This is a genomic window from Kitasatospora sp. NPDC001119 (assembly GCF_053598475.1).
This window is the reverse complement of sequence record NZ_JBSFKI010000043.1, coordinates 1-25183: the sequence shown is the minus strand read 5'-3', so window position 1 is coordinate 25183 and position 25183 is coordinate 1. Positions and strand designations below refer to the sequence as shown.

Genomic DNA, 25183 nt, shown 5'->3' with positions numbered 1-25183 from the left:
GGACGGAGGCCAGCCCGGCGTTGCGCGCCCGCTGCACCGCCGGCCCGATGGCCGCCGCCAGCGCCGTCACGTCCTCCCGCACCGAGGTGTGGCCGAGCGAGAACCGCAGCGACGCGCGCGCCAGCAGCGGGTCGACGCCCATCGCGAGCAGCACGTGGCTGGGTTGCGGCACCCCGGCGGAGCAGGCGGAGCCGGTCGAGCACTCGATGCCCTGGGCGTCCAGCAGCATCAGCAGGGCGTCGCCCTCGCAGCCGGGGAAGGAGAAGTGCGCGTTGGCGGGCAGCCGCCCGGCCGCGGACGGGTCGCCGTTGAGGATCGCGTCGGGGACGGCGTCCAGCACCGAGGCCACCAGTTCGTCCCGCAGCGCGCCCAGCGTGACGGTGTGCTCGGCCCGCCGTTCGACGGCGATCGCGGCGGCGGCCGCGAAGCCGGCCGCGCCGGGGGCGTCCAGGGTGCCGGAGCGCACGTCGCGCTCCTGCCCGCCGCCGTGCAGCAGCGGTACGGGCGCGGCGCCCCGGGAGAGCAGCAGCGCGCCGATGCCGAACGGGCCGCCGATCTTGTGTCCGGTGACGGTGAGCGCGGTGAGGCCTGATTCGGCGAAGGAGACCGGGACCTGACCGAGCGCCTGCACCGCGTCGGCGTGCACGGGGATGCCGTACTCGGCCGCCACGGCGGTCAGTTCGCGGACCGGCTGGACGGTGCCGACCTCGTTGTTGGCCCACATCACGGTGACCAGCGCCACCGACGCCGGGTCGCGCTCGATCGCGGACCGCAGCGCCTCGGGGTGCACCCGGCCGTGCTCGTCGACCGGCAGGTACTCGACGGCGGCGCCCTCGTGCTCGGAGAGCCAGTGCACCGCGTCCAGCACCGCGTGGTGCTCGACCGGGCTGCACAGCACCCGGGTGCGGGCCGGGTCGGCGTCCCGGCGGGCCCAGTACAGGCCCTTGACCGCGAGGTTGTCGGACTCGGTGCCGCCGCCGGTGAGCACGATCTCGCTGGGGCGGGCGCCCAGGGACTCGGCCAGCGACTCCCGGGACTCCTCGACCACCCGGCGGGCCCGGCGGCCGGCCGCGTGCAGGGCCGAGGCGTTGCCGACCACCCCCAGGTGCGCCGTCATCGCGGCGATCGCCTCGGGCAGCATCGGCGTGGTCGCCGCATGGTCCAGGTATGGCATAACCATCCGATTGTAGAGCGCCGCACGGGGCGGGGTTCCGGCCCGGGGCACCGATCCAGCCACCGCCCGCACGGGCCGGACGCACCACGGCCGGACGGCCGCGTCCGGTACTGGTTTGTACCACTGAGCCACCCAGCGGTTAGCCTGACGCCACCAGTCAGCCGGATCCACGGGGAACGCCATGTCGCAGTCGGTCGACCGCGCGCTGACCCTGCTCGACGCGCTCGGCGACGCACCGCTCTCGCTGGAGCAGGCCGCCAGCAGCCTCGGGGTGCACAAGTCCACCGCCCTGCGGCTGCTGCGCACCCTGGAGGAGCACGGCTTCGCCCGCCGCCAGCCGGACCTGCGCTACCGGATCGGCGGCCGGGTGCTCTCGCTGGCCCACCGCGCGCTGGAGGACTTCGACGTCCGGCAGGTCGCCGCGCCGTACCTGGCCGCGCTCAACGCCCGCTGCGGCTACACCGTCCGGCTCGCCGTGCTGCACGACGGCGAGGTGCTCTACCTGGACGAGGTGGCCGGGCCGCCGGGCGCGGAGCCGTCCCGGATCGGGCGCCGGGCCCCGGTCGACGGGACGGCGGTCGGCCGGGTGCTGCTCGCCGGGCTGTCCGCGGACGACGCCCGCGCGGAGCCCGAGCTGGCGGCGGTGCGCCGCCGGGGCTGGGCGGCCGAGTCGCGCGAGCACCGGGAGCCGGTGACCTGCGTGGCCGCGCCGGTCGCGGGCAGCGGCGGGCGGACGGTCGCGGCCTGCGCGCTGAGCGCCCCGGCGAGCGAGGTTCCGCCGGCCGAACTGGCCAGGATGGTGCCGGAACTGCTCTGCACGGCCGAGGCGATCTCGCTCGCGTACGGCGGCTCGCCTACTCCTCGCTGGTGCGAGAACCGTTGCGGTGCCAGGCCCGCGGGGCACGCCAGCCGTACTTCAGGGCGAGCATCCGCAGCCCGAAGGCGGTGAGCGCGGCGGCGGTGCCGGTCACGCCGGTGAGCCGGTCGGTGGCGATCAGCAGGGCGACGACGGTGGCGCCGACCAGGGCGGGGACGGCGTAGATCTCCCGGTCCCAGCGCAGCAGCGAGGGGATCTCCCCGGCGAGTATGTCGCGGATCACGCCGCCGCCAGCCGCGGTCACCATGCCGAGCGCGATCGCGGCGACGGCGCCGAGCCCGAAGTCGTGGGCCTTGGCGGTGCCGGTCACGCAGAACAGCCCGAGCCCGAGGGCGTCCAGGGTCTGCACCGCCCGGTTGATCCGCTCGACCTCCGGGTGCAGGAAGAACACCACCAGGGCGGCGCCCAGCGGGGTCACGAAGTAGCCGAGGTTGGTGAACGCGGCGACCGGGGTCGCGCCGATCACCAGGTCGCGCATCACGCCGCCGCCGAGGGCGGTGACCTCGGCCAGCACACAGATGCCGAAGATGTCCATGTTCTTGCGGACGGCGAGCAGGCCCCCGGAGAGGGCGAAGACGAAGATGCCGACGAGGTCCAGCGACTGCTGGACGTCGGTCGGGAAGAGCTGGGATGTCACCGTCCATGTGTACCCGATGTGCACGGATGTGCCGGTGAACGTCCGTTCTCCGGATGCGAACGCACCGCCGGAAGGGTGCCGGACGGCTTGCGCGCCGTCCGGCCGGAGCGGCTCGGCTAGCCTCCGCCTGTGAAGCTCGTGAAGCCCAGGTCGGCCCCGGCGTCACCGCCGGAACCGTCGAAGTCGCCGCCGGAACCGCCCGCCTCCGCCAGGCTCGGCTGGCTCGACGCGCTGCGCGGCGTCGCCGCCCTCGCCGTCGCCATGCACCACTTCGGTCTGCTCGGCAAGATCCCCCACGCGGACCGGGTGCCGCGCCAGCTGGACCTCGGCTTCTTCGGCGTGATGCTGTTCTTCCTGGTCAGCGGGTACATCATCCCGGCGTCGCTGGAACGGCGCGGCGACGTCCGGGCGTTCTGGACCGGACGGCTCTTCCGCATCTACCCCGCGGTGGCCGTCACGATCGTGGTGAGCCTGCTGGTGCTGCCCCGCGGCGGCCAGATCGTCCAGAGCTTCCCCTTCGACCACCCGGTGCTGTCGCTCGCCGCCAACGGCCTGCTGCTCCAGGACCTGGTGGGGGTGCCCAGCGCCATCGGCGTGATGTGGTCGCTCACCTACGAGATGGTCTTCTACTACTTCGTGTGCGCGCTGTTCGTCCGGGGGTGGCACCGGAACAGCGCGCCGATCGCGGTCGGCTTCGCGTCCGTCGCCCTGCTGCTCGGCACCTGGCTGCCGATCGGCGGGATCTCGGTGGACCTGGCGGCCACCAGGCACCTGGTGGCGGTGGCCGGGATCGTGGTGCTGATGGCGATGGCGTGCATCGCCACCGCCCGCCCGGACCTGACCCGTTGGGGCGCGCTGCTGCTCGGCGGCCTGGGCCTGGTCCTGATCACGGTGAACAACCGGAGCACCGGCTTCGAGACCATGCTGATCTTCGCGACGATGTTCGCCGGCACCGTGCTGTACCGGCTGGAGCACGGCCTGCTCGACCGGCTCCCGGCCCTGCTCTGCTGCGCCTTCGTGGTCGTCGCCGGCGTCACGGTCGGCTACCTGTACAACCGGGACACCGCGCTCTGGCACACCTGGACCCCTTCGTGGCAGTCCTTCTCCCTCGCCTACCTGGCCGCCTGGGCCCTGTTCGCGGCGGCCATGCTGCTGCGCCGGCGCCGCTTCCCGCGCTGGCTGAGCGGGCTCGGCACGATCAGCTTCTCGGTCTACCTGCTGCACGGGCCGCTGATGTACTTCGTCGGCTGGAGGCTCCAGGGCTACCCGCCGATCGTCGGGCCGACGGGGCAGGCCGCGCTCACCCTCGGCTACCTGGGGGCGCTCGTGGCGCTCTCCTACCTGTCGTACCGGCTGGTCGAGATCCCGTTCCAGCGCCTCGGCCGCCGGGTGGTCCGGGCGCTGGACCGCCGCTTCCCGGCCCCCGCCCCGGGCCCGCGCGAACCGGCGCCGAGGCCCGAAGCGGTGCCGGCCGCGGGCGTCTGAGGCGCCCGGACGCCTGGGACGCGGACGCCGAAGAGGCCGCCCGCCCCGGGGGTCCGGGGCGGGCGGCCTCTCGCGTCCGTGCGGGGACCTCAGGCCTTGGCGTCCGCCGGAGCGTTCCCCGGAGCGTTCTCGGGGGCGTTCTCGGGGAAGTGGCACGCCACCTGGTGCCCGGTCTCGAGCACCGCCAGCGGAGGCTCCTGGCTCGCGCACACATCCTGCGCCTTCCAGCACCGGGTGCGGAAGCGGCAGCCGCTGGGCGGGTTGATCGGCGAGGGGACGTCGCCCTTGAGCAGGATCCGGTCGCGGCCCGCGCGCTGGCGGCGGCGCGGGTCCGGGACGGGCACGGCGGACATCAGCGCGTTGGTGTACGGGTGCATCGGGCTGCGGTAGAGCGAGTCCCGGTCGGCGATCTCCACGATCTTGCCGAGGTACATCACCGCGACCCGGTCCGAGACGTGCCGGACCACCGAGAGGTCGTGCGCGATGATCAGGTAGGTCAGCCCGAGCTCCTGCTGGAGGTCGTCCAGCAGGTTGACCACCTGCGCCTGGATCGACACGTCCAGCGCGGAGACCGGCTCGTCCGCGATGATCATCTTCGGCTTCAGCGCGAGCGCCCGGGCGATGCCGATGCGCTGGCGCTGGCCGCCGGAGAACTCGTGCGGGTAGCGGTTGTAGTGCTCGGGGCTGAGCCCGCACAGCTCCAGCAGCTCCTGGACGGCCTTCTTGAGGCCGCCCTCGGGCACCGCGTTCTGGAGCCGGAACGGCGCGCCGACGATGGTGCCGACGGTGTGCCGGGGGTTCAGCGAGGAGTACGGGTCCTGGAAGATCATCTGGATGTCGCGGCGCAGCGGCCGCATCGCCCCGACGCTCAGGTGGCTGATGTCGGTGCCCTCGAACTCGATGGTCCCGCCGGTCGGTTCGTCGAGCCGGGTGACCAGTCGGCCCATGGTCGACTTGCCGCAGCCGGACTCGCCCACGACGCCCAGCGTCTCGCCGGCGTTGACGGTGAAGTCGATGCCGTCGACGGCCCGCACCGCGCCGGTCTGGCGCCGCAGCAGCCCGCCGCGGATCGGGAAGTGCCGGGTCAGGCCGGCCACCTTCAGCAGCGGCTCACGGCCGGGGGCGGGTGCCGACCGCGGGGTCGGAGCCGCCTGAGTGTCCGTCATCGGTTCTCTCCAGAAAGGTGGTACGAGGCCGGGCTCACAGCCGGGGCGCGATCTCTTCGGCGAAGATGCGGTGCCGCTCGCCGGCCGCCAGGTGGCAGGCCGCGAAGTGCCCGGGCACGGCCTCGGCCAGTGCCGGGACCTCGCTCGTGGAGCGCCCGTCGGTCAGGGCGGCGTACGGGCAGCGCGGGTGGAAGGCGCAGCCGGACGGCACGTTGATCAGGCTGGGCGGGGTGCCCTTGACCGGCACCAGCCGGTCCTGGAGTTCCCGGTCCAGTCGCGGCATCGAGCCCAGCAGGCCCCAGGTGTACGGGTGTTCGGGCGCGTCGAAGAGGGTCTCGGCCGGGCCGCGCTCGACGCACTTGCCGCCGTACATGACCAGGATGTCGTCGGCCAGTTCGGCGACCACCCCGAGGTCGTGGGTGATGATGATGACCGCGGAGCCGAACTCCTCCTGGAGGTCGCGGATGAGGTCCAGGATCTGCGCCTGGACGGTGACGTCCAGGGCGGTGGTGGGCTCGTCGGCGATCAGCAGCGAGGGGTCGTTGACCAGCGCCATGGCGATCATGGCGCGCTGGCGCATGCCGCCGGAGAACTGGTGCGGGTAGTCGTCCACCCGGCGGTCCGGCTGCGGGATGCCGACCCGGTCGAGCATCTCGACCGCGCGGGTCCGGGCCTGCTTCTTGGTGGCCTGGGGGTGGTGCACCCGGTAGGCCTCGACGATCTGCTGCCCCACCGTGTAGTAGGGGTGCATCGCGGTCAGCGGGTCCTGGAAGATCATCGCCAGTTCGCGGCCGCGCAGTTGGCGCACCCGGTCCGGGCCGGCCGCGATCAGGTCCTCGCCGTTCAGCCGGATCTCGCCGCTGATCCGGGCCCGCTTGGAGCGGTGCAGGCCCATGATGCCGAGCGAGGTGACGGACTTGCCGGAGCCGGACTCGCCGACGATGCCGAGGGTGCGCCCCTTGTGCAGGTCGAAGCTGACCCCGTCCACCGAGCGGACCAGGCCGTCGTCGGTGTCGAAGTGGATCCGCAGGTCGCGCACGGAGAGGAAGGGGTCGCCGGCCGGGGCGGGAGCGGCCGCCGGGTCCTTCTGGAGGTCGGTCACGAGAGCCTCACCCGGGGGTCGACGAGGGCGTACAGGAGGTCGACCACGAGGTTGCAGGCGACGATGAAGAAGGCGGCGAGCAGGGTGACGCCGAGGATCTTGGGCAGGTCGTTGTCGGAGATCGCCTGGACGGCGAACTGGCCGACGCCCTGGAGCGAGAAGACCTGCTCGGTGATCAGCGCGCCGCCGAGCAGCAGCCCGAGGTCCATGCCGAAGATCGTGACGATCGGGGTGAGCGCGGCGCGCAGCCCGTGCCGGGCGACGACCTTGCGCTCGACCAGGCCCTTGGCCCGGGCGGTGCGGATGTAGTCCTCGCTCATGGTCTCCAGCATCCCGGCGCGGGTGAGCCGGGCGTAGAGCGCGGAGTAGAGGAAGGCCAGCGAGATCCAGGGCAGGATCAGGTTGCGGGCCCACATCAGCGGGTCGTCGGTGAAGTCGACGTAGTGCAGGTTGTCCAGGATCGGCCACTCGTAGCTGAACAGCGTGAGCAGCAGCGCGCCGGTGAAGAAGACCGGCAGCGAGACGCCGGCGAGCGCGACGCCCATGGAGAGCCGGTCGAAGATCGACCGCGGCTTCAGGGCGGAGACGACGCCGGTGGCGACGCCGGAGACCAGCCAGAGCACGGCCGCACCGGCGGCGAGCGAGATGGTGATCGGGATCCGCTTGGTCAGCTCGGGCCAGACCTCCAGGTGGTTCTTGAAGGAGTAGCCGAAGCAGGGCACGTGACAGGTGGCCGGTTCCGGTCCGAAGTGGTACTCGGCGCCGCTGACCAGCCCCTTCAGGAAGTTCCAGTACTGGGTGTACAGCGGCTGGTCGAGGCCGAGGTTCTGCTTGACCGCCGCGATCGCGTCCGGCGACGGGTTCTTCCCGATGTACTGGGCGGCCAGTTGGTCGGCCGTCTCGCCCGCGAGGCGCGGGAGCAGGAAGAAGATCGCGAAGGTGACCGCGCTGACGACCAGCAGCAAAATCGCCGCCGCGAAGATCCTGCGGATGATGTAGGCAAACACAGTTGGGCGGCTCCGGCGGCCGCCGCCGTCCGGGATCTTCCGGACGGCGGCGGGCGCCGCTGCCTTCACCTGCCTTCAGGGATGCGGAGCCAGGCTCTTACTTGACGCCGATGTTCAGGTAGTCGTACTCGCCCGAGAACGCCGAGGTGGAGACCACGTTGGTGGCGTTGTCCGGGCGGTACAGGAAGACCTTGAAGTAGGTCAGCGGGACGTAGACCGCCTGGTCCATGACCTTCTTGTCGACGTCGCCGTAGATCTTCTCGCGGGCCGTCTTGTCGGGGTTGATCGCGGCGTCGTCGAGCAGCTTGTTGACCGCGGGGTTGTCCAGCTGGGCCAGGTTGTTGTTGCCGGACGGCTTGATGGTGCGGCCGTCGACGATCTGCTGGAGGAAGCCGTAGCCGGTCGGCCAGTCGGCGCCCCACTGCATCATCATCAGGCCGATGTTGTGCTCGGCCGCGAACTGCGGGGAGCCGGCGCTGTCCTGGAGGTACTTGCCCTGCGGGTACTGCTGGATCTCGGCGTTGATGCCGACCTTCTTCAGCGCGGCCTGGATCGAGGTGGCCGCGGCGACCTCGGTGGCGCGCTCGGTGCGGGCGGAGAGGACGGTGTTGATGCCGCCCTCCTTGCCGCAGGCCTTCAGGGCCTCCTTGGCCTTGGCCTCGTCGCCCTTGTTGTCCTTGGTCTCGTACGTGTTGAAGTCCTGGTGGCCCGGGATGTCCGGCGGGAGCACCGTGTTGGCGATCTGGCCGCGGATCGGGCCGCCGAGGGCGGTCTGCACCGAGACCTTGTCGACCGCGTACTGCACGGCCTTGCGGCACTCGATGTTGTCGAACGGCGCGAGCTTGGAGTTGATCGCCATGTAGACCAGGCGGCCGCCGTAGGCGTTGTCGGTGCTGGCCTTCAGCTTCTGGTTCTGGAGGATCTGCGCCTGGGTCTGCGGGTCGACGCCGCCGCCCACCAGGTCGACCTGGGCGTTGCCGGCCAGCAGGTCCTTGTCGATGGTGGACTGGTCGATGTTCATCCGGAGCACGATCTTGTCCGCGAGCTGCTTGCGGATCGGGTCGGTGCTCGCGTCCCAGTTGGTGTTCGGGACCAGGACGGCCTGCTTGCCGTCCTCGTAGGACTCGAACTTGTAGGAGCCCGAGGAGACGATCTTCTTCACGTACTCCGAGCCGGTGTCCTTGGCCTGCGGGACCGGCGCGGTCTGCGGGGCGCTGACCAGGTAGTCGAAGTCGGCGAAGGGCTGCTTCAGGTGGAAGACCACCGTGGTGTCGTCGGGCGTCTCGATCGAGTCGAGGCCGCCCTCCTTGTCCTTGTACGGACCGGCGTACGGCGTGGCGTTGTCGACCAGCAGGTCGTGGAAGTAGACCGGGCCGTTGGAGTTCACGTCCAGCGCGTAGTTCGAGCGCTCGACGGCGTACTTGACGTCCTTCGAGGAGATCGGGGTGCCGTCGTCGTACTTCAGGCCCTTGCGCAGCTTGTACGTCCAGGTCAGGCCGTCCGCGCTGACCTGGCCCATCGACTCGGCGAGGTCGGGGACGAGCTTGTTGCCCTCCTCGCCCGGCGCCGGGTTGAAGGTGGTCAGCGGACGGGCGTACAGGCGCGAGAAGTTGTAGATGTACGCGTAGTACGTGTTGCCCGGGTCGAGCGAGTCCGGGGTGCCCTTCATCTCGTAGGTGACCGTCCCGCCCTTCTTGTCCGAGGCGTTGACGATGCCCTTGGTGGCGGCGTTGGCGCCGGAGCCGCCTCCGGTGCCGGAGGACGAGGCGGAACCGGTGTCCTTCGACGAGCTGGTGCAACCGGTCACGACCAGGACGGCGGCGGCTGCGGCCGCGGTCAGGGCGACGGTACGGGACCTACGCATGGGTGAGATCAACCCCTTGGGGATGGGAGGCGGTGAAGGAGAGCCTTGACGGCGCATCACATGATGCGTGGTCATGTGCGGCGGGATCAGTTGCTCTTGGGATCGAGGGCGTCGCGAAGACCGTCGCCGAGCAGGTTGAAGGCGAGCACGGTGACGAAGATCGCCAGACCGGGGACCACCATGTACTGGGGGTCCACCTGGTAGTACCGGATCGCGTCCTGGAGCATCCCGCCCCAGGAGGCCTGCGGCGGCTGGATGCCGACGCCGAGGAAGCTCAGCCCCGCCTCGAAGAGGATGTTGGTCGGGATCAGCAGGGTCGAGTAGACCAGGATCGGACCGACCAGGTTGGGCAGCAGCTCCTTGAACAGGATGAACGGGCCGCGGGCGCCGAGGCTGCGGGCCGCGTGGACGAACTCCCGCTCGCGCAGCGAGAGCGTCTGGCCGCGCACGATCCGGCCCATGTAGGGCCAGTTGAAGAAGCCGATCACGAAGATCAGCACCAGCATGTGCAGCGGCAGGCCGTGCAGGCCGAAGGCTCCGCCCTGGAGCGAGGTCGAGATCGCGATGGCGAAGAGCAGCAGCGGGAAGGCCAGGAAGACGTCCATCACCCGGCTGATCACGGTGTCCACCCAGCCGCCGTAGTAGCCGGCCATGATGCCGAGCACGGTGCCGATGGTGTTGGACAGCAGGGTCGCGCCGAAGGCGACCAGCAGGGAGACCCAGGAGCCCTCGATGACGCGGGTGAGCAGGTCACGGCCCTGCAGCGGGTCGATGCCGAGCGGGTGTTCGAGGCTCATGCCGCCCCAGTCGCCGAACGGCAGACCGCCGAGGTCGGCGTCCAGCAGGTCCTGGTGGAGGGCGTCCGGGTCGAGCCCGAACATCGACTCGATCGGCTTGGCCAGCACGGCGAGCATGATCAGCAGGATCACCACGACGCCGCCGGCGACGGCGGCCTTGTCCCGCTTGAAGCGGGTCCAGGCGATCTGGCCGAGGGAGCGGCCCTCGATCTTCTTGGCCGGTCCGGCGGCGGCTGCTGCCTCCGGCTCGTTCCCGGCGGTGGTCACGGATGTCATGGTCAGTTGGTCCCCTCGCCGACGGTGGCCGGCCCACGGGTGCCGGTCGCCGTCTTCGGCGGTGCGGCTGCGGACGTGCGGAGGTGCTTAGGAGGAGCGGGTGTTGACGGCAGTGCGTCGTGCACAGGCACTGCCACCACGCGGGATGGGCGTCGCGTGGACGGGCTTGTCGGCGTGCGCGCTCACCTTTGTGGGGTTCCAGCACGCGCGGTGCGTTGCGCAGAACTCTCTGCCATCCGAACTGGCTTGCGCCAGCCCTGACAACCGACAGATGCCCAACTGTGATCTGCGTGCATGCACCTCCCCGATCTTCGGCATATACCTCTTCACATGGCTGTAACTGCCATGTCAAGATGACCGGGCCGCACATCCGGAAATTCGTCCGGAAAGCATCGAAGCCGACTTGACGGACAATCAAGTCGGCTTCGGAGAATGGGTTTTGGGATTCAGCGCCCGGGGTAGCCGGGCCACGGCCGCTGCGGCTGCTGCTGCCAGCCCTGCGCCGGCGGCTGGGTGCCGTACGCGTAGCCCGGCATCGACTGCCCGGGGTACGGCGGCGGGGGCACCGGCGGGTACGGGCCGGTCGGCGGGCGACCCGCCTCCCGGTCGAAGAACGGCCGCGCGTTGGCGCGCATCCACAGCGCCACCGGGTCGTACTCGTCCGACATCGCCACCGTGGACACCGCGAGCCCCTCCGGGGCCACCGCGATCGCGCGCTGCATCAGCGCCCGCACCGCCTCCACCGCCGGCGGCGAACTCTCGTAGAGGTCAAGGCCGATGGCCAGGTACGGCTCCCCCACCGCGGGCTGCACCCAGGCCCGGCGCAGTGCCCGGACCGCGCGCACCTCGGCGGCCTGCCGCTCCAGCAGCGCGAAGAACGGCTGGGCGTTCAACTGCGGCTCGCTGAGCTTCAACGGCCCGGCCGGCAGCCGGTCCAGGCCCGCGGCGACCCGCCGGAGGTCCGCCCAGGGCACCCCGACGCCGCCGCCGGGGGCGTGCGGGTTGAGCCACAGGCCCCAGCGGGTGCGGTACAGCGAGGCCGCGATCTCCCGGCCGGAGACGACCTCGTGGGCCCGCGCCCAGCCGGAGGCGGTCAGCTGCTCGGGCGAGGTGACGGCCGGCGCGTAGCCGTGGCCGCTGATCTCCATGTTCCCGTACTGCGCGTCCGGGCTGCCCGGCGTGCCGTGCCACAGCAGCATCCAGACCCGGCCGTCCGCCAGCGCGTGCAGCAGCCGCTCGTACGCGTCGTAGCGCTCCGGCGCGACGTCGCGCAGGGCGCGCTCCAACGCGCCGGGATCAGCTCCCGGGCGCCCGGCCGGTGCCTGGCCCCAGGGCCCCGGCACACCGCCCGCTCCCGTTCCCGCACTCATGCGCCCACCTCGCCGCGCCTCTTTCCCTCAACCCGCCGACCCGTCGGCCGTCTGCACGCACCCTATGGCGCGGCACCGGCCACCGCCACGGCGACGTGCCTCTGATCCGGACCCGCTCACGCCCGCGTGTGGAAAGGCAGTACCCGGGTGAGCAGCCACTCGACCACCGGGTCGTCGGCGAGGTCGAGCAGTACGAGGTGGACGCCCCCGGGCAGCGGCGCGGTTCCCAGCGCTCGCCCGAGTGCCTCGTTCACCGCGGCCGGGTCGGCCGGGGCCGCCGGGTCCAACTGGACGCCCACGAACATCACGGTCGGTTCGCCCTCGATGCTGGCCAGCGCCCTGCGGGCGGTCAACACACCGGGCAGCGCCGACAGTTCGCTCCGGCAGGCGGCCAGGAAGTGCTCCGGGTCCTCGCCCGGCACCGGCTCGCGCAGCGCCACCCGGCCGCCGGTCGGCTCCGCGGCGCCCTCGGCCTGCTCCCAGCGGTCCTCGCGCGGGCCGCGGCGCAGCTCGGCGACCCCCTGCGGCGGCACCGGGAGGCCCACCGGCGCGTCCGGGTTCACCGCGATGCCGAGGCCCAGCGGCAGTCCGCGGGCGAACTCCCACACCGGCGCGATCGCGAAGGCCATCCCCGGCGCCTGCTGGAGGAACACCTCCTGCGAAGAGAACACCGGCACGTACGGGTCGCCGCCCAGCTCGATGGTCGGCAGGTCGAGCGCCTGGCCCTGCGGGTCGGCCCCGGCCGGCAGCGGCACCCACACCTGGCTGCGCGCCAGCACCTCGAACACCCGTGGGGTCGCGCCCGGGTCGCCCAGGGCCGCGGTCAGCACCTGCTCCAGTTCGTTGGCCGGCCAGGAGCCGCCCGCCGGCGCCTCCTCCGGTCCGCCCCACCCCTGCTGCTGCTCCACCGGGTACCCCATGCGCCGCCGATTCCGCCCTCTGCCGTCGGCCGCCCACTGCCGCACCGACGCGCAGCAGTCTAGAGGCGTGCGGGGGGTGCGGTCAGGACTCGTGTTCGGGTCCCGCGCGGTGTGACCGGGTCCCCCCTCCCCTCGTCGTCCGGGACGTGCCATGATGTGCCCGTCCGACGGCATGCGCCGCGGGCCCCCACAACTCCATACCGGCCGCTCGAACCCGCGCGGGAGAGCCCGGAGTGCCGCTCAGGCACAGCCGGCGCCGAAGGAGCAAGTCCTCCCCGGAATCTCTCAGGCACCCCTACCGCACGGGTTAGGCACATCTGGAAAGCGGCGCCCGGCCCTGTCGTGCGCCCACCCACGGTGCAAGCCGTCATGCTGTCCCCCAAGCTGGAAACGGCTGCGGGCGGCGGGGCGGTGAAGCTCTCAGGTTCGACGACAGATGGGGAGACCCACGCCGCCGCATGCCCGCGCGCAGGGTCGGCCCCCAGCGGGTCCGGTCCGGTGCGTGCACCCCTGAGTGCCCCGACCGAGGAGTTCCTGGCCATGTCGTCCCTCCGCCTGACCGCGCTCGACGCGCTGCACCGCGCCCTCGGCGCGACCATGACCGACTTCGCCGGCTGGGACATGCCGCTGCGCTACGGCAGCGAGCGCGAGGAGCACCTCGCCGTCCGCACCAAGGCCGGCCTGTTCGACCTCTCGCACATGGGCGAGATCACCGTCACCGGCCCGCAGGCCGGCGAGATGCTGGACCACGCCCTGGTCGGCTTCGTCTCCGCGCTGGGCGAGCTGCGCGCCCGCTACACCATGATCTGCGCCGAGGACGGCGGCATCCTGGACGACCTGATCGTCTACCGCCTGCGCGAGGACGCCTTCCTGGTCGTCGCCAACGCCTCCAACGCCCAGCTGGTCCTCGACGAGCTGATCGCCCGTGCCAAGGGCTTCGACGCCGTCGTCACCGACGACCGCGACACCTACGCGCTGATCGCCGTCCAGGGCCCGGAGGCCACCGGCATCCTGGCCGACACCACCGACGCCGACCTGCCCGGCCTGAAGTACTACGCGATCCTCCCAGCCTTCGTGGCCGACCGCGAGGTGCTGCTCGCCCGCACCGGCTACACCGGCGAGGACGGCTTCGAGATCTTCTGCCACCCGGCCGACGCCGAGCCGGTCTGGCAGGCGCTGACCGCCGCCGGCGCGGACCGCGGCCTGGTCCCCTGCGGCCTGTCCTGCCGCGACACGCTGCGCCTGGAGGCCGGCATGCCGCTGTACGGGCACGAGCTGTCCACCGACCTGACCCCGTTCGACGCCGGCCTGGGCCGGGTCGTCCGCTTCGACAAGACCACCAACGAGGGCGCCTTCGTCGGCCGCAAGGCCCTGGAGGCGGCCGCCGCCGCGGCCGAGACCAACCCGCCGAAGGTGCTGGTCGGCCTGGTCTCCGACGGCAAGCGGGTGCCGCGCGCCGAGTACACCGTGGTCTCCACCGAGGGCGAGCCGATCGGCCGGATCACCTCCGGCGCGCCGTCCCCGACCCTGGGGCAGCCGATCGCGATGGCCTACGTCGACGCCGCCCACGCCGCCCCCGGCACCACCGTCGCGGTGGACGTGCGCGGCAAGCACGAGCCCGTCAGGGTCGTGGCGCTGCCGTTCTACAAGCGCGCCCGCTGACCCCTCGCACGCCCCCCGTTTTCCCATACGCGCACGTCGCAGCCGTCCGCGCGGCGGCCCGCTTCGTCGTACCCGCTTCCCATCCTGGAGAATGACGCCATGAGCAACCCCCAGCACCTTCAGTACACCAAGGAGCACGAGTGGCTGACGGCCGCCGTGGACGGTGTCTCCACGATCGGTATCACCAAGCACGCCGCGGACGCGCTCGGTGACATCGTCTACGTGCAGCTGCCCGAGGTCGGCGAGACCGTGACCGCCGGCGAGACCTGTGGCGAGCTGGAGTCCACCAAGTCGGTCAGCGACCTGTTCTCCCCGGTGACCGGCGAGGTCACCGAGGTCAACCCGGACGTCCTGGACAACAACGCCCTCGTCAACAGCGACCCCTTCGAGGGCGGCTGGCTGTTCAAGGTGCGCGTCGAGGCCACCGACGAGCTGCTCAGCGCCGACGAGTACGACGCGCTCACCAACCCCCAGGGCTGAGCCCCCGACGGGACGGGCCGCCGCACCGCGGTCCGTCCCGCCCTGGCCCCTTTCCCTCCTCCTCCCGGGAAGACCACACCATGACTGTTCTCAACCAGTCCCTGCACGCCCTCGACCCGGAGATCGCCGCCGCGGTCGACGCCGAGCTGCACCGCCAGCAGACCACCCTGGAGATGATCGCCTCCGAGAACTTCGCCCCGGTGGCGGTCATGGAGGCCCAGGGCTCGGTGCTCACCAACAAGTACGCGGAGGGCTACCCCGGCCGCCGCTACTACGGTGGCTGCGAGCACGTCGACGTGGTCGAGCAGATCGCGATCGACCGCATCAAGGCCCTGTTCGGGGCCGAGCACGCCAACGTCCAGCCGCACTCCGGCGCGCAGGCCAACGCCGCCGCGATGTTCGCGCTGATCCAGCCGGGCGACACCATCCTGGGCCTGAGCCTGGCCCACGGCGGTCACCTGACCCACGGCATGAAGATCAACTTCTCCGGCAAGCTCTACAACGTGGCCGCGTACCACGTGGACGAGAAGACCGGCCAGGTCGACATGGCCGAGGTCGAGCGCCTCGCCAAGGAGCACCAGCCGAAGCTGATCATCGCCGGCTGGTCCGCCTACCCGCGCCAGCTCGACTTCGCCGCGTTCCGCCGGATCGCCGACGAGGTCGGCGCGCTGCTCATGGTGGACATGGCGCACTTCGCCGGCCTGGTGGCCGCCGGGCTGCACCCGAACCCGGTGCCCTACGCGGACGTGGTCACCACCACGACCCACAAGACCCTGGGCGGCCCGCGCGGCGGCGTCATCCTGTCCAAGGCCGAGTTCGCCAAGAAGATCAACTCCGCGGTCTTCCCCGGCCAGCAGGGCGGCCCGCTGGAGCACGTGATCGCCGGCAAGGCGGTCGCCTTCAAGGTCGCGGCCTCCGAGGAGTTCAAGGAGCGCCAGCAGCGCACCCTGGACGGCGCCCGCATCCTCGCCGAGCGCCTGCTCCAGGCCGACGTGGCCGAGGCCGGCGCCAGCGTGCTCTCCGGCGGCACCGACGTCCACCTGGTCCTGGTCGACCTGCGCAACAGCCAGCTCGACGGCCAGCAGGCCGAGGACCGGCTGCACGAGGTCGGCATCACCGTCAACCGCAACGCCATCCCGAACGACCCGCGCCCGCCGATGGTCACCTCGGGCCTGCGCATCGGCACCCCGGCCCTGGCCACCCGCGGCTTCCAGGCCGAGGACTTCCGCGAGGTCGCCGACATCATCGCCGAGGCGCTCAAGCCCGCCTTCGACGAGACCGTCGCCGACGCGCTGAAGGCCCGGGTCTCCGCCCTGGCCGCGAAGTACCCGCTCTACCCGAACCTCTGATCACTCCGGTGATCGTTCGGGCGGGGTGACCGGCCTCACCCCTCCGGCGTACCAGGCACCCCGGGGCACCGCGCACACTGGAAGTGCGCGCGGTGCCCCGTCCCGTGTCGGCCCCTCCCTGCCCGCAAGTCCTTCCACGCGACCAGACAAGGACGTCCCCCGTGGCCATCAGCGTCTTCGACCTCTTCTCCATCGGCATCGGCCCGTCGAGCTCCCACACCGTGGGCCCGATGCGCGCCGCCCGGATGTTCGCCCGCCGACTGCGCACCGAGGACCTGCTGGACCGGGTGACGGGCGTACGGGCCGAGCTGTACGGCTCGCTCGGCGCCACCGGCCACGGCCACGGCACCCCGAAGGCCGTCCTGCTCGGCCTGGAGAACGCCTCGCCCCGCACCGTCGACGTCGACCAGGCCGACAAGGACGTCGAGCGGATCCTCGCCGAGAAGCGGATCAACCTGCTCGGCGAGCACCCGATCGACTTCGACCCCGACACCCAGCTGGTCCTGCACCGCCGCCGCTCGCTGCCGTACCACGCCAACGGGATGACCCTGTGGGCGTACGCGGCGGACGGCTCGACCCTGCTGGAGAAGACCTACTACTCGGTCGGCGGCGGCTTCGTGGTGGACGAGGACGCGATCGGCGCGGACCGGGTCAAGCCCGACGACACCGTGCTGAAGTACCCCTTCCGCACCGGCGACGAGCTGCTGCGGCTCAGCCGGGAGACCGGGCTGTCGATCTCCGGCCTGATGCTGGAGAACGAGAAGGCCTGGCGCAGCGAGGAGGAGATCCGGACCGGTCTGCTGGAGATCTGGTCCGTGATGCAGGAGTGCGTGCGGGCCGGCATGTCCCGCGAGGGCATCCTGCCGGGCGGGCTGAAGGTCCGCCGCCGGGCCGCCTCGGGTGCCCGCGCGCTGCGCGCCGAGGGCATCGGGCCGGCCAACGCGATGGAGTGGGTGACCCTCTACGCGATGGCCGTGAACGAGGAGAACGCCTCCGGCCGCCGGGTCGTCACCGCGCCGACCAACGGCGCCGCCGGGATCATCCCGGCCGTCCTGCACTACTACCTGAACTTCATCCCGGGCGCCGACGACGACGGCATCGTCCGCTTCCTGCTCGCCGCCGGCGCCATCGGCATGCTCTTCAAGGAGAACGCCTCCATCTCCGGCGCCGAGGTCGGCTGCCAGGGCGAGGTCGGCTCCGCCTGCTCGATGGCCGCGGGCGGCCTCGCCGAGGTCCTCGGGGGCACCCCCGAGCAGGTCGAGAACGCCGCCGAGATCGGCATCGAGCACAACCTCGGCCTCACCTGCGACCCGGTCGGCGGCCTGGTCCAGATCCCCTGCATCGAGCGCAACGGCATGGCCTCCGTCAAGGCCGTCACCGCGGCCCGGATGGCGCTGCGCGGCGACGGACGGCACCACGTCTCGCTGGACAAGGCGATCAAGACGATGAAGGAGACCGGGGCCGACATGAAGATCAAGTACAAGGAGACCTCGCGCGGCGGGCTCGCCGTCAACGTCATCGAGTGCTGAGCTGACCGGCTTTTCCGCAGGCCCCCGGGCGGTCCCCCGTTCCGCCCGGGGGCCTGCGCGTGCTCCGGATCACCCGGCCGTGGCCGCCTTCGCGGGGGTGTCGGCCGGCTCCGGCTCCGGGTCTGGCTTCGTCGGCTCGGGCTCGGGCTTCGGCGGCTTGATCTCCCTGGCCGCTCCCTGCTGCGGGCGCACCAGGCAGGCGAGGGCCGTCGCCGCGGCCGCCAGCAGCACCCCGCCCACGACCGTGCCGTGCAGGCCGCCGGTGACCGCCGCCCCGACGGCGTCGCGGACGGCCGCCGGGAGCCCGTCGAGGGAGGCCGGGGTCAGCCCTCCGCCGGTGAGCCGGCCGGCCTCGGCGGCCCCGAGGCGCTCCGTGAGGGAGTCGGTGAGCCGCGCCGTGTAGACCGCGCCGAGCGCCGCCATGCCGAGCGAGCCGCCGATGCTCCGCAGCAGCGTGACCACGCCCATCGCCGCGCCCATGTTCTGCGGCCGGACCGCCCCCATCGAGGTCAGCAGGGTGCTCTGCATCACCAGGCCGAGGCCGATCCCGGCGACGGCCGTGAGGGCCGAGGCCACGGCGATCGGGGTGTCGGTGCGCAGGAGCAGCAGCAGCGCGCCGCCGGCCAGGGTGACCGCGCCGCCCAGCAGCGGGTAGCGCCGCTCGCCGCCGGGCCGGCCCATCAGCCGCGCCGTCACCAGCTGGGTGCCCATCATGCCGAGCATCAGCGGCAGCAGGAGCAGCCCGCCGGCGGTGGGCGAGGCGCCCCGGGCCAGCTGCAGGTAGAGCGGCAGGTAGCCGACCAGGGCGATCATCACCGCGCCGGTGAGGAAGCCGAGCATCTGCGCCACCGTGAAGTTGCGGTCGCGGAACAGCGCGGGCGGGATCAGCGGCCCGGGGGCGCGCAGTTCGGTCCGGGCGAACCAGCCCAGCGCGACCACCGCGACGAGCGCCGTGCCGAGGAGCACCGGGGAGGTCCAGGAGTAGGCGGTGCCGCCCCAGCTGCTCACCAGGGTGAGCGCGAGGATGCCGGTGGTCAGCAGGGCGACCCCGGCCCAGTCGAACGGGGCGCGCACCCGCTCCGTCCGCAGCCGTACCCCGACGCCGACCGCGAGCAGCGCGACCAGCCCGACCGGCAGGTTGACGTAGAAGGCCCAGCGCCAGCTCAGCCGTTCGGTGAGGAAGCCGCCGAGCAGCGGTCCGCCGACGAAGGCGATCGGCATCAGCACGCCGACCACCGACTGCACCCGCGCCCGGTCGGAGGCGGGGACGAGCACCCCGATCACCGAGAGCGCGCCGACCATCAGCCCGCCCGCGCCGATCCCCTGGAGGCCCCGGAAGGCGATCAACTGCCCCATGTCCTGGGCGAGTCCGGCCAGCACCGAGCCGGCCAGGAACACCACCACCGCCCACTGGTAGGCGCCCTTGCGCCCGTACAGGTCGCCGAGCCGGCCCCAGAGCGGGGTGGCGGCGGCGGAGGTCAGCAGGTAGGCGGTGACCGCCCAGGAGAGGTGCTCCAGCCCGCCGAGGTCGCCGACGATGGTCGGCAGCGCGGTGCCGATGATCTGGCCGTCGAGGGCCGAGAGGAAGATGCCGAGCATCAGTCCGACGACGCCGAGCAGCGGCGGCTTGGGCCGCTCGTCGGCCTGCTCCTTGTTCTGGCCCCCGCTCTGTTCCGTGGCCATGCCGTCCACCCGCTTCCCCGGCTCAGGCCGCGAACGGGCGGGCCCGGCGGGCGTCCCGCAGCGCCTGCGCCCACCAGGTGAGCTGGTCGAGCATGGTCTTGGCGGCGGTGTCGGCGGCCGGGTCGATCGCCTTGCCCTCGGCGTCGAAGCACTGCGAGGCGCCGTGGAAGCTGACCGTGTTGCGGATCGTGGCGGCGTTCAGCTCGGCCATCACCACCCGCAGCTGCTCGACCGCCCGCAGGCCGCCGGACAGGCCGCCGTACGAGACGAAGCCGACCGGCTTGCCGTGCCACTGCCGGTTGTGCCAGTCGATGGCGTTTTTCAGCGGGGCCGGGAAGCTGTGGTTGTACTCGGGCGTGACGATCACGAAGGCGTCGGCCGCCTCCAGCCGGGGCGACACGGCGGCCAGCAGCGCGGCGTCGTCCGGGGAGAGTTCGCCGCCGAAGGACGGGAAGGTGACGGGCAGCGGGGTCTCCACCAGGTCGATCCGGTCGGCGGTCAGGTCGCCGCGCGCCTCGAGGTGGCCGAGCAGCCAGTCGGCGACCACCGGGCCGAAGCGGCCGTCGCGGGTGCTGCCGACGAGGACGGCGACCTTCAGGTTCTGCTCGTTGGACGCCTGCTCGCTGGACGTCCGCTCGTTGGACTTCTGCTCCGTGGACATGGGAGTCCCCCTCCGGGATGGCTGATGTGTACGGCGTATCCGTCTCGAATACAACGTACACATCGACGTGTACGGCGTCCACTGCCGATACGCCGTACACAGGAGGGTGCTACGGTGGGACCGACCCCCAGTCGGAAGGAGCCCGCCCCCATGCCCGCTCAGCAGGCCCCCACCGGGGACACCCCCGCCGGCGACGACAGGCCCCCGGCGTCACTCTGGGAGCGCCTGGACCGCCCGGCCCCCGCCCCGCGCACCACCCTGACCCCGCAGCGGATCGCCGAGGCCGCCGTCGCCGTCGCCGACGCCGAAGGCCTCGACGCCGTCACCATGCGCCGGCTCGCCGCCGAACTCGGCGTCGCCCCGATGGCCGCCTACCGGTACGTCTCCGGCAAGGACGAACTCATCGAGCTGATGGTCGACTTCGTCTACGGCCGACTCCCCCTGGACGCCGCCCCCGCCGAGGACTGGCGGGAGACCATGCGCGCCCTCGCCCTCCACCTGCGGGCCATGCACCTGGCCCACCCGTGGACCGTCCGGGCGGCCACCCCGTTCTCCCTCAGCCCGAACCAACTCGCCGTCCCCGAGCACGCGTTCGCCGCCCTGGCCGAGCACGGCCTGGACGCCGACACCACCATGGCGGTGTTCCGCACCGTCACCGGCTACGTCCACGGCTCGGTCACCACCGAAGTCACCCTGGACACCCTGCGCCGCGAGCGCGGCTGGTCCGACGGCGACCAGACCCGGGCCGGCCTCGCCCCCCGGATGACCTGGCTGATGGGCACCGGCCGCTACCCCAACTACCAGCGCTACCTCCACGCGGCCACCCGCAAGGACGACCCCGACTGGCAGTTCGAAACCGGCCTCGACTGCGTCCTCGACGGCATCGCCGCCCACTTCGCCCTCTGACCGGTCAAAAGCGGCCCAGAACAGTCTTCGCAAGGTCGAATTGTCGCTATCCCTCGCTGTTTCAACCGACGTGGAGGACCCTGGTCCGAGCCAAATCGAGAGAACGGCCGGAGGTCCAGAGCCATGCCCAAACGCGGGGGCCAAGCGGCAGCAGCTGGATTCCAGTACCAGTACCTGGTCACGCTGGAAGCCTTGCTCGAAGCCCTTGAGGACGCCAGGCACGACATCGCCGCAGCCGTGATCGAACCCTCCGGCCACGACAACGACAGCGACGAATCCTCACCGGGAACCGCTGACACGGACGCTATCGACTACTACCTGGTGGACGACCTGCGTCGGCCGGTCGTAGCCGCCCAGGTGAAGTCCGGCGGCCCCGACACCGAGCTGTCGGCCCCAGCCGCCTACGCGATCCTTCTGCGGATGGTCCGCGCATGCCCGACCGCCGAGTCCTACCAACTGATCACGAACAAGCGGCTGCATCCCAAGGCAGTCCGGCTGAAGCAGGCGTTGACCCACGGCGGTGACCTCGGAACGCTCAGGGCGGCGCTCCGCCAGGCACTCGACCGCAGCTCCAAGCTGTCGAGCGTGGACGATCTCCGCGACAACGACCTGCGCGCCCTGGGCCGCGCCCGGATCAAGTCCGACCTGCGCGATCCGCACGAGTTCCGCGATCAGCTCCGGGAACGGATCCGGGAACACCGCGCCCGGCACCGGGACGGGCTCGGTCACCAGTCGGCCGGGCGCATGTCCAATCACCTGGTGTCGGAGATCCACCACCGGGCCGCTGGAGAATCGGAGGGCGTATTGGAGCTGGAGGCCTTCCGCAGCGAGCTCCTGACCGAGAGCCGCCACCTGGCGTGGGACTTGGGCGCCTTCGACTGGGGAATCATGATCGGCCCCGTCCCGTCGGTGCCGGACGTCCCGCGTTCCGAGGTCCTCTCCCGGGTCCGGGCCGCGCTGGCGGATTCCCCCGGCCCCCGGGTTCCGTCGAGTTGCGCCCTGCTCGGCTTGTCCGGCATCGGCAAGACCAGTCTTGCCGCCGCCTACGCCCACGACACCGCGGACTCCTACGACTGGATCTTCTGGGTCAACGCGGAGAGCACCGCCTCCCTGATGACCTCGTTCCGGAGGATCCACGAGTGGCTGCATCCCCAAGGCGACCGGGCTCCCGACGACGACACCCGGCTGCAGGACGGAGTCAGGGCGCTGCTGAGCGCGTCCGCCGAACGCTGGCTGCTGATCTTCGACAATGCGACCGATCGCCACAGCCTCCACCCGTGGATGCCCAGCAGCGGGCGGGGCCATGTGATCGTCACCTCCACGAACCAGGCCGGCTGGGCGGCTCATCCGCACAAGATCGACGTCCAGGCCTTGACGCCGACCGAAGCAGGAGCCCTGGTGCGCCTCAGGCTCGCGGACGACTCCCCGTGGGACGAGCATGCCGAACGCGCGGCCATGGACCTGTCCGCGGCTCTGGCGCACTGGCCACTGGCCCTGGAACTCGCCTGCGGCTACCTCCTCAGTTGCGAGCTCGGACTCGCCGAGGTGCCGCGCTACCTGCGCTCGATCCGCGACCTCGCACTCGACGACGAACGGTCCGTCCCAGCCGGCTATCCCCACACCCTGGTGGCGGCGATCCACTTCGCCCTGGAACGGGTGGACCGGTATGCGCTTCCTCAGCGACCCTTCGTATCGGAGATCGCCATGTCGTCCGTCCAGGCGGCGGGCTACCTGGGATCGCGCCAGATCCCGCTGCACCTCCTCATCGCCATTGCCGTCGTCCCGGACGAACTGGCCTACCTCGACACGCCCGAACCGATCGTTCTGCAGGACGACCCGGGGAACTCCTTCAACTCTTCCGAAGTGCACCGCGCACTCTGGTCGGAGTCCCTGGTCCGACGCGATGCCCCGCTGTGCGCCCGCCCGCCCGAGGAGTGGTCCGAGGCCCACCCGGAGGAGGTCGACCAGACCATCAGCGTCAACGAGATCGTCCAGTACGTAGTGCGCGGCCGGGTGGAGAGGGACAGGGCGACCGTCGAGCGCGTCCTACGCCGGTCGGCCCTCCACGTGCAGCTGTGGCTGGCGGCCTTCCTGCGGCACGGCGACGAGCGACACGCCCTCGCCGTGATGCCACACGCGCAGAGCCTCGCCGAGCACGCGCAGCGGCTGGGTTTCTCCTCCAGTGAGGTCGCGATCCTGTGGGGAAACCTGGCCGGCGCCCACCTCGAACGGGGAGAACTGGCCGCGGCCAGACGGTTGTTCGAGGCTGAGCTCGCCTACGTCCTGGGCTGCGGCCCGTCGGCGGCCGTCCTCGAACTCAAGATCCGCATGTCCCTGGCCGAGTTGGCCGAGTTGGAAGCGGCGCCCGTCGAGCAGCTCCTGGCCCAGGGCCGTCGAGTTCACCAACTGGCCGGCCAGCTCTGCGATTCACACCCGCTGGATGTCGCACACATCGTCGCCAACCTGCTGGTCACCCTGCGAACGATGACACGCCGGGGTGGTCCGAACGACGAAGTACTGGAACTGATGGCGAAGTTCACACAGCTCCTGGAAAACCTCCCAAGCACTGCCGAAACACGGCTCCTGGCGGAGATCGAACAACTCAACCACGGGCTAGGCACGTCGGCTCTCCGCGATGACGAGGTGGAACAGCGCTGCCGGGCAATGCTCGCCGGAGGACAGCTTTCTCCTCGCCTGCGTGTCGCGCTCACCGGGTTGCTCGCCGAGGCACTCTGCTACCAAAGGCGTTGGAGTGAGGTGACTCGGATCCTGGAACACATGGAGAACCAGGACGCCGACTCCCGCTTCCATCCTCGGGGCATCACCAACGTCCTCCACAACCTGGGGCTCCCCACCGGTATGTCCGCCCTTCATCGGGATCAGGACGCACAGGACGTTCTCGCAACCTTGCTGCGAATCGCATCGCTCCTGGAGAGCACGCACCTGGAAAGCGAGCCGAACATGCCGGTCAAGTTGGGTGCGCTCCGTCTGGTGAGCGCCATCTGCACCAACGAGGAGTCCTCCATCCGCGGCACCCGCCGTGAGCTCCGACTGCGGGGCGCTCTCCAGCTGCTCTCCGCCGAGCACGACGCCGGCTGGCGCGTCCTACTCGCCTCCTCCATTCTCATCTCGCTGGAACTTGCGCCCGACTCTTCGTGACCGATTCCCCTCCGCCCAACAGCCCGGACCGCCAGTACGACGTCCGAGCTCCTCGGCGCTCCTCGGCCGACGAACCAACAGGAACAACGACATGCGCCAGACAACCAGCCAAACCATCAGCACTCGCAGGTCGACGTTCCACCGGCTCTCTGTCCCCGAAGGCCGGATCACGGAGCTGCGCGACCTCCTGCGCCCCGCTACCTGGCGATCGCCAACGACGAGTGCGGCCTCGAGCTCGCCACCCGCTGCCTGGATGAGCTTGCTTTCAGGAAGGTGCGGAACCACATCACGGATGGCCGGGCCGCATCGACGAGTACTCCGTCGCCCACGGGGAGCGGATAGACGGATCTGGTCTCGACCGGTTCGCATCGGTCGTCCGACGCATCTGCGGAACAGTGTGCAGGATCCACCTGACTCAACTCGCTGGTCAGGCCCTCTCGACCCCCAGCCGCGCGGCGACGGCACCCAGCCGGCCCATCGCGTGGGCCACGCCCAGGCCGTCCATGTAGTCCCGCACGTGCACCAGCAGGCCGTCCCGGGCGCGCATCACCAGCAGGCCCGGCACGGTGAACGGCTCCCCGGTGGTGGCGAGCGTCCCGACCACCTGCTGCTCGACGGTCAGCACCTCCGGGTCGGCCCCCGGGTGGACGGCCACCTCCCGGATCTCCCGCGGCCGCGCCGCGCTCGCACCCCAGGCGGCCCGGTAGCCGGCCCGGATCTCCTCCCGCCCCCGGTACCGCTCCGGCATCCCGGGGAACAGGAACGGGAACTCGTGCACCCCGTCCTCGGCGTACAGCTCTGCGAGGGCGTCCGCGTCCAGGTCGAGCATCGCCCGCCGGTAGCGGACGAGCAGGTCGAGCGTGCTGGGCGGGCTGGGCGTGGCGGAATCCGGCATGACGGCGGCCCCTTCGGCAGCGGACGGGGACGCCAGGATCCCTCTGCGGCAATCGACTTGGCCCCCGCGCATCGATCGATGGCCCCAACCCTAGATGAATGAGTCCGATGTCCTCAGTGGTCATAGGCGATGAGTGAGCGCTTGATCGCGGCGCCGGTGTTCCAGTTGTGCCAGATCGCGGCGG

General features: G+C 71.5%; 20 protein-coding genes and 1 riboswitch. Of the genes, 8 read left to right on the top strand and 12 right to left on the bottom strand.

Features of this window, described 5'->3' with window-relative positions:
* Window positions 1-1174 (bottom strand): cysteine desulfurase family protein (locus tag ACWDD9_RS36395; RefSeq protein WP_449813968.1); only part of this gene is annotated, 1174 nt, incomplete at its 3' end.
* Between the two features lie 181 nt (window positions 1175-1355).
* Here ACWDD9_RS36395 and ACWDD9_RS36390 point away from each other — a divergent pair.
* The gene (locus ACWDD9_RS36390; protein ID WP_074001489.1) at window positions 1356-2123 is read left to right on the top strand and encodes an IclR family transcriptional regulator; all 768 of its coding nucleotides are present in this window, start codon (window positions 1356-1358) and stop codon (window positions 2121-2123) included.
* On the opposite strand, the gene ACWDD9_RS36385 is transcribed toward ACWDD9_RS36390, so the two are convergent.
* On the bottom strand, window positions 2029-2688 hold the full coding sequence (locus tag ACWDD9_RS36385) for a trimeric intracellular cation channel family protein (protein ID WP_049660599.1): 660 nt from the start codon (window positions 2686-2688) through the stop codon (window positions 2029-2031). The two genes, ACWDD9_RS36390 and ACWDD9_RS36385, sit on opposite strands and share 95 nt — an antisense overlap.
* A gap of 129 nt (window positions 2689-2817) precedes the next feature.
* On the opposite strand from ACWDD9_RS36385, the gene ACWDD9_RS36380 reads away from it, so the two are divergent.
* Window positions 2818-4173, top strand: coding sequence for an acyltransferase family protein (locus ACWDD9_RS36380; RefSeq protein WP_449813967.1), 1356 nt, complete (start codon window positions 2818-2820; stop codon window positions 4171-4173).
* Window positions 4174-4262: 89 nt separating this feature from the next.
* Here ACWDD9_RS36380 and ACWDD9_RS36375 read toward each other — a convergent pair whose 3' ends face one another.
* The 7 genes from ACWDD9_RS36375 to ACWDD9_RS36345 all read right to left on the bottom strand — a co-directional run bounded on the left by ACWDD9_RS36375 (window position 4263) and on the right by ACWDD9_RS36345 (window position 12675).
* A complete protein-coding gene (locus ACWDD9_RS36375) occupies window positions 4263-5339 on the bottom strand; it encodes an ABC transporter ATP-binding protein (protein ID WP_449813966.1) in 1077 nt (358 codons plus the stop codon).
* Window positions 5340-5373: 34 nt separating this feature from the next.
* Window positions 5374-6441, bottom strand: a complete 1068-nt coding sequence (locus ACWDD9_RS36370) for an ABC transporter ATP-binding protein (protein WP_049649102.1) — start codon at window positions 6439-6441, stop codon at window positions 5374-5376.
* Window positions 6438-7448 (bottom strand): ABC transporter permease, encoded by a 1011-nt coding sequence (locus ACWDD9_RS36365; RefSeq protein ID WP_049649101.1) that lies wholly within the window; start codon window positions 7446-7448, stop codon window positions 6438-6440. The genes ACWDD9_RS36370 and ACWDD9_RS36365 overlap by 4 nt, the downstream gene beginning before the upstream one ends.
* A gap of 97 nt (window positions 7449-7545) precedes the next feature.
* Window positions 7546-9312 (bottom strand): ABC transporter substrate-binding protein, encoded by a 1767-nt coding sequence (locus ACWDD9_RS36360; RefSeq protein WP_387968336.1) that lies wholly within the window; start codon window positions 9310-9312, stop codon window positions 7546-7548.
* A gap of 86 nt (window positions 9313-9398) precedes the next feature.
* On the bottom strand, window positions 9399-10385 hold the full coding sequence (locus ACWDD9_RS36355; protein ID WP_049649099.1) for an ABC transporter permease: 987 nt from the start codon (window positions 10383-10385) through the stop codon (window positions 9399-9401).
* A 446-nt stretch (window positions 10386-10831) separates the two neighbouring features.
* The gene (locus tag ACWDD9_RS36350; RefSeq protein ID WP_079271895.1) at window positions 10832-11755 is read right to left on the bottom strand and encodes an enhanced serine sensitivity protein SseB C-terminal domain-containing protein; all 924 of its coding nucleotides are present in this window, start codon (window positions 11753-11755) and stop codon (window positions 10832-10834) included.
* 116 nt (window positions 11756-11871) lie between these two features.
* On the bottom strand, window positions 11872-12675 hold the full coding sequence (locus ACWDD9_RS36345) for an enhanced serine sensitivity protein SseB C-terminal domain-containing protein (RefSeq protein WP_117489618.1): 804 nt from the start codon (window positions 12673-12675) through the stop codon (window positions 11872-11874).
* 209 nt (window positions 12676-12884) lie between these two features.
* A riboswitch (glycine riboswitch) is annotated at window positions 12885-12986 on the top strand.
* Between the two features lie 229 nt (window positions 12987-13215).
* Between ACWDD9_RS36345 and gcvT the strand changes: the two genes are divergently transcribed.
* The 4 genes from gcvT (at window position 13216) to ACWDD9_RS36325 (ending at window position 17695) form a co-directional block, all read left to right on the top strand.
* Window positions 13216-14337, top strand: coding sequence for a glycine cleavage system aminomethyltransferase GcvT (gene gcvT / locus ACWDD9_RS36340; RefSeq protein ID WP_049649097.1), 1122 nt, complete (start codon window positions 13216-13218; stop codon window positions 14335-14337).
* 99 nt (window positions 14338-14436) lie between these two features.
* Window positions 14437-14817, top strand: coding sequence for a glycine cleavage system protein GcvH (gene gcvH, locus ACWDD9_RS36335; RefSeq protein ID WP_049649096.1), 381 nt, complete (start codon window positions 14437-14439; stop codon window positions 14815-14817).
* 80 nt (window positions 14818-14897) lie between these two features.
* Window positions 14898-16166 (top strand): serine hydroxymethyltransferase, encoded by a 1269-nt coding sequence (gene glyA, locus ACWDD9_RS36330; protein WP_049649095.1) that lies wholly within the window; start codon window positions 14898-14900, stop codon window positions 16164-16166.
* A gap of 161 nt (window positions 16167-16327) precedes the next feature.
* Window positions 16328-17695 carry an L-serine ammonia-lyase gene (locus ACWDD9_RS36325; protein ID WP_117489616.1) on the top strand — a complete coding sequence of 456 codons (1368 nt, stop codon included), beginning with the start codon at window positions 16328-16330 and terminating at the stop codon, window positions 17693-17695.
* A gap of 69 nt (window positions 17696-17764) precedes the next feature.
* On the opposite strand, the gene ACWDD9_RS36320 is transcribed toward ACWDD9_RS36325, so the two are convergent.
* Entirely contained in the window at window positions 17765-19378 is a 1614-nt protein-coding gene (locus ACWDD9_RS36320; protein ID WP_449813965.1) for an MDR family MFS transporter, read from the bottom strand.
* 22 nt (window positions 19379-19400) lie between these two features.
* Window positions 19401-20039, bottom strand: a complete 639-nt coding sequence (locus ACWDD9_RS36315) for an NADPH-dependent FMN reductase (protein WP_449813964.1) — start codon at window positions 20037-20039, stop codon at window positions 19401-19403.
* 150 nt (window positions 20040-20189) lie between these two features.
* On the opposite strand from ACWDD9_RS36315, the gene ACWDD9_RS36310 reads away from it, so the two are divergent.
* Together ACWDD9_RS36310 and ACWDD9_RS36305 are read left to right on the top strand one after the other, a co-directional pair.
* Window positions 20190-20945 carry a TetR/AcrR family transcriptional regulator gene (locus ACWDD9_RS36310; protein WP_387822119.1) on the top strand — a complete coding sequence of 252 codons (756 nt, stop codon included), beginning with the start codon at window positions 20190-20192 and terminating at the stop codon, window positions 20943-20945.
* A 123-nt stretch (window positions 20946-21068) separates the two neighbouring features.
* Window positions 21069-24104: an NB-ARC domain-containing protein gene (locus ACWDD9_RS36305; RefSeq protein ID WP_449813963.1), complete on the top strand. Its 3036-nt coding sequence runs from the start codon at window positions 21069-21071 to the stop codon at window positions 24102-24104.
* A 427-nt stretch (window positions 24105-24531) separates the two neighbouring features.
* Here the strand turns inward: ACWDD9_RS36305 and ACWDD9_RS36300 are convergent, their stop codons facing one another.
* Entirely contained in the window at window positions 24532-24999 is a 468-nt protein-coding gene (locus ACWDD9_RS36300) for a nuclear transport factor 2 family protein (RefSeq protein ID WP_449813962.1), read from the bottom strand.
* Window positions 25000-25183: the final 184 nt, after the last annotated feature.

Coding starts and splice junctions, on each gene's coding strand:
- ACWDD9_RS36390 (WP_074001489.1), top strand. CDS start 1,356: ATGTCGCAGTCGGTCGACCGCGCGCTGACCCTGCTCGACGCGCTCGGC.
- ACWDD9_RS36310 (WP_387822119.1), top strand. CDS start 20,190: ATGCCCGCTCAGCAGGCCCCCACCGGGGACACCCCCGCCGGCGACGAC.
- ACWDD9_RS36345 (WP_117489618.1), bottom strand. CDS start 12,675: ATGGGGTACCCGGTGGAGCAGCAGCAGGGGTGGGGCGGACCGGAGGAG.
- ACWDD9_RS36300 (WP_449813962.1), bottom strand. CDS start 24,999: ATGCCGGATTCCGCCACGCCCAGCCCGCCCAGCACGCTCGACCTGCTC.
- glyA (WP_049649095.1), top strand. CDS start 14,898: ATGACTGTTCTCAACCAGTCCCTGCACGCCCTCGACCCGGAGATCGCC.
- ACWDD9_RS36355 (WP_049649099.1), bottom strand. CDS start 10,385: ATGACATCCGTGACCACCGCCGGGAACGAGCCGGAGGCAGCAGCCGCC.
- ACWDD9_RS36375 (WP_449813966.1), bottom strand. CDS start 5,339: ATGACGGACACTCAGGCGGCTCCGACCCCGCGGTCGGCACCCGCCCCC.
- ACWDD9_RS36350 (WP_079271895.1), bottom strand. CDS start 11,755: ATGAGTGCGGGAACGGGAGCGGGCGGTGTGCCGGGGCCCTGGGGCCAG.
- gcvH (WP_049649096.1), top strand. CDS start 14,437: ATGAGCAACCCCCAGCACCTTCAGTACACCAAGGAGCACGAGTGGCTG.
- ACWDD9_RS36320 (WP_449813965.1), bottom strand. CDS start 19,378: ATGGCCACGGAACAGAGCGGGGGCCAGAACAAGGAGCAGGCCGACGAG.
- ACWDD9_RS36315 (WP_449813964.1), bottom strand. CDS start 20,039: ATGTCCACGGAGCAGAAGTCCAACGAGCGGACGTCCAGCGAGCAGGCG.
- ACWDD9_RS36305 (WP_449813963.1), top strand. CDS start 21,069: ATGCCCAAACGCGGGGGCCAAGCGGCAGCAGCTGGATTCCAGTACCAG.
- ACWDD9_RS36360 (WP_387968336.1), bottom strand. CDS start 9,312: ATGCGTAGGTCCCGTACCGTCGCCCTGACCGCGGCCGCAGCCGCCGCC.
- gcvT (WP_049649097.1), top strand. CDS start 13,216: ATGTCGTCCCTCCGCCTGACCGCGCTCGACGCGCTGCACCGCGCCCTC.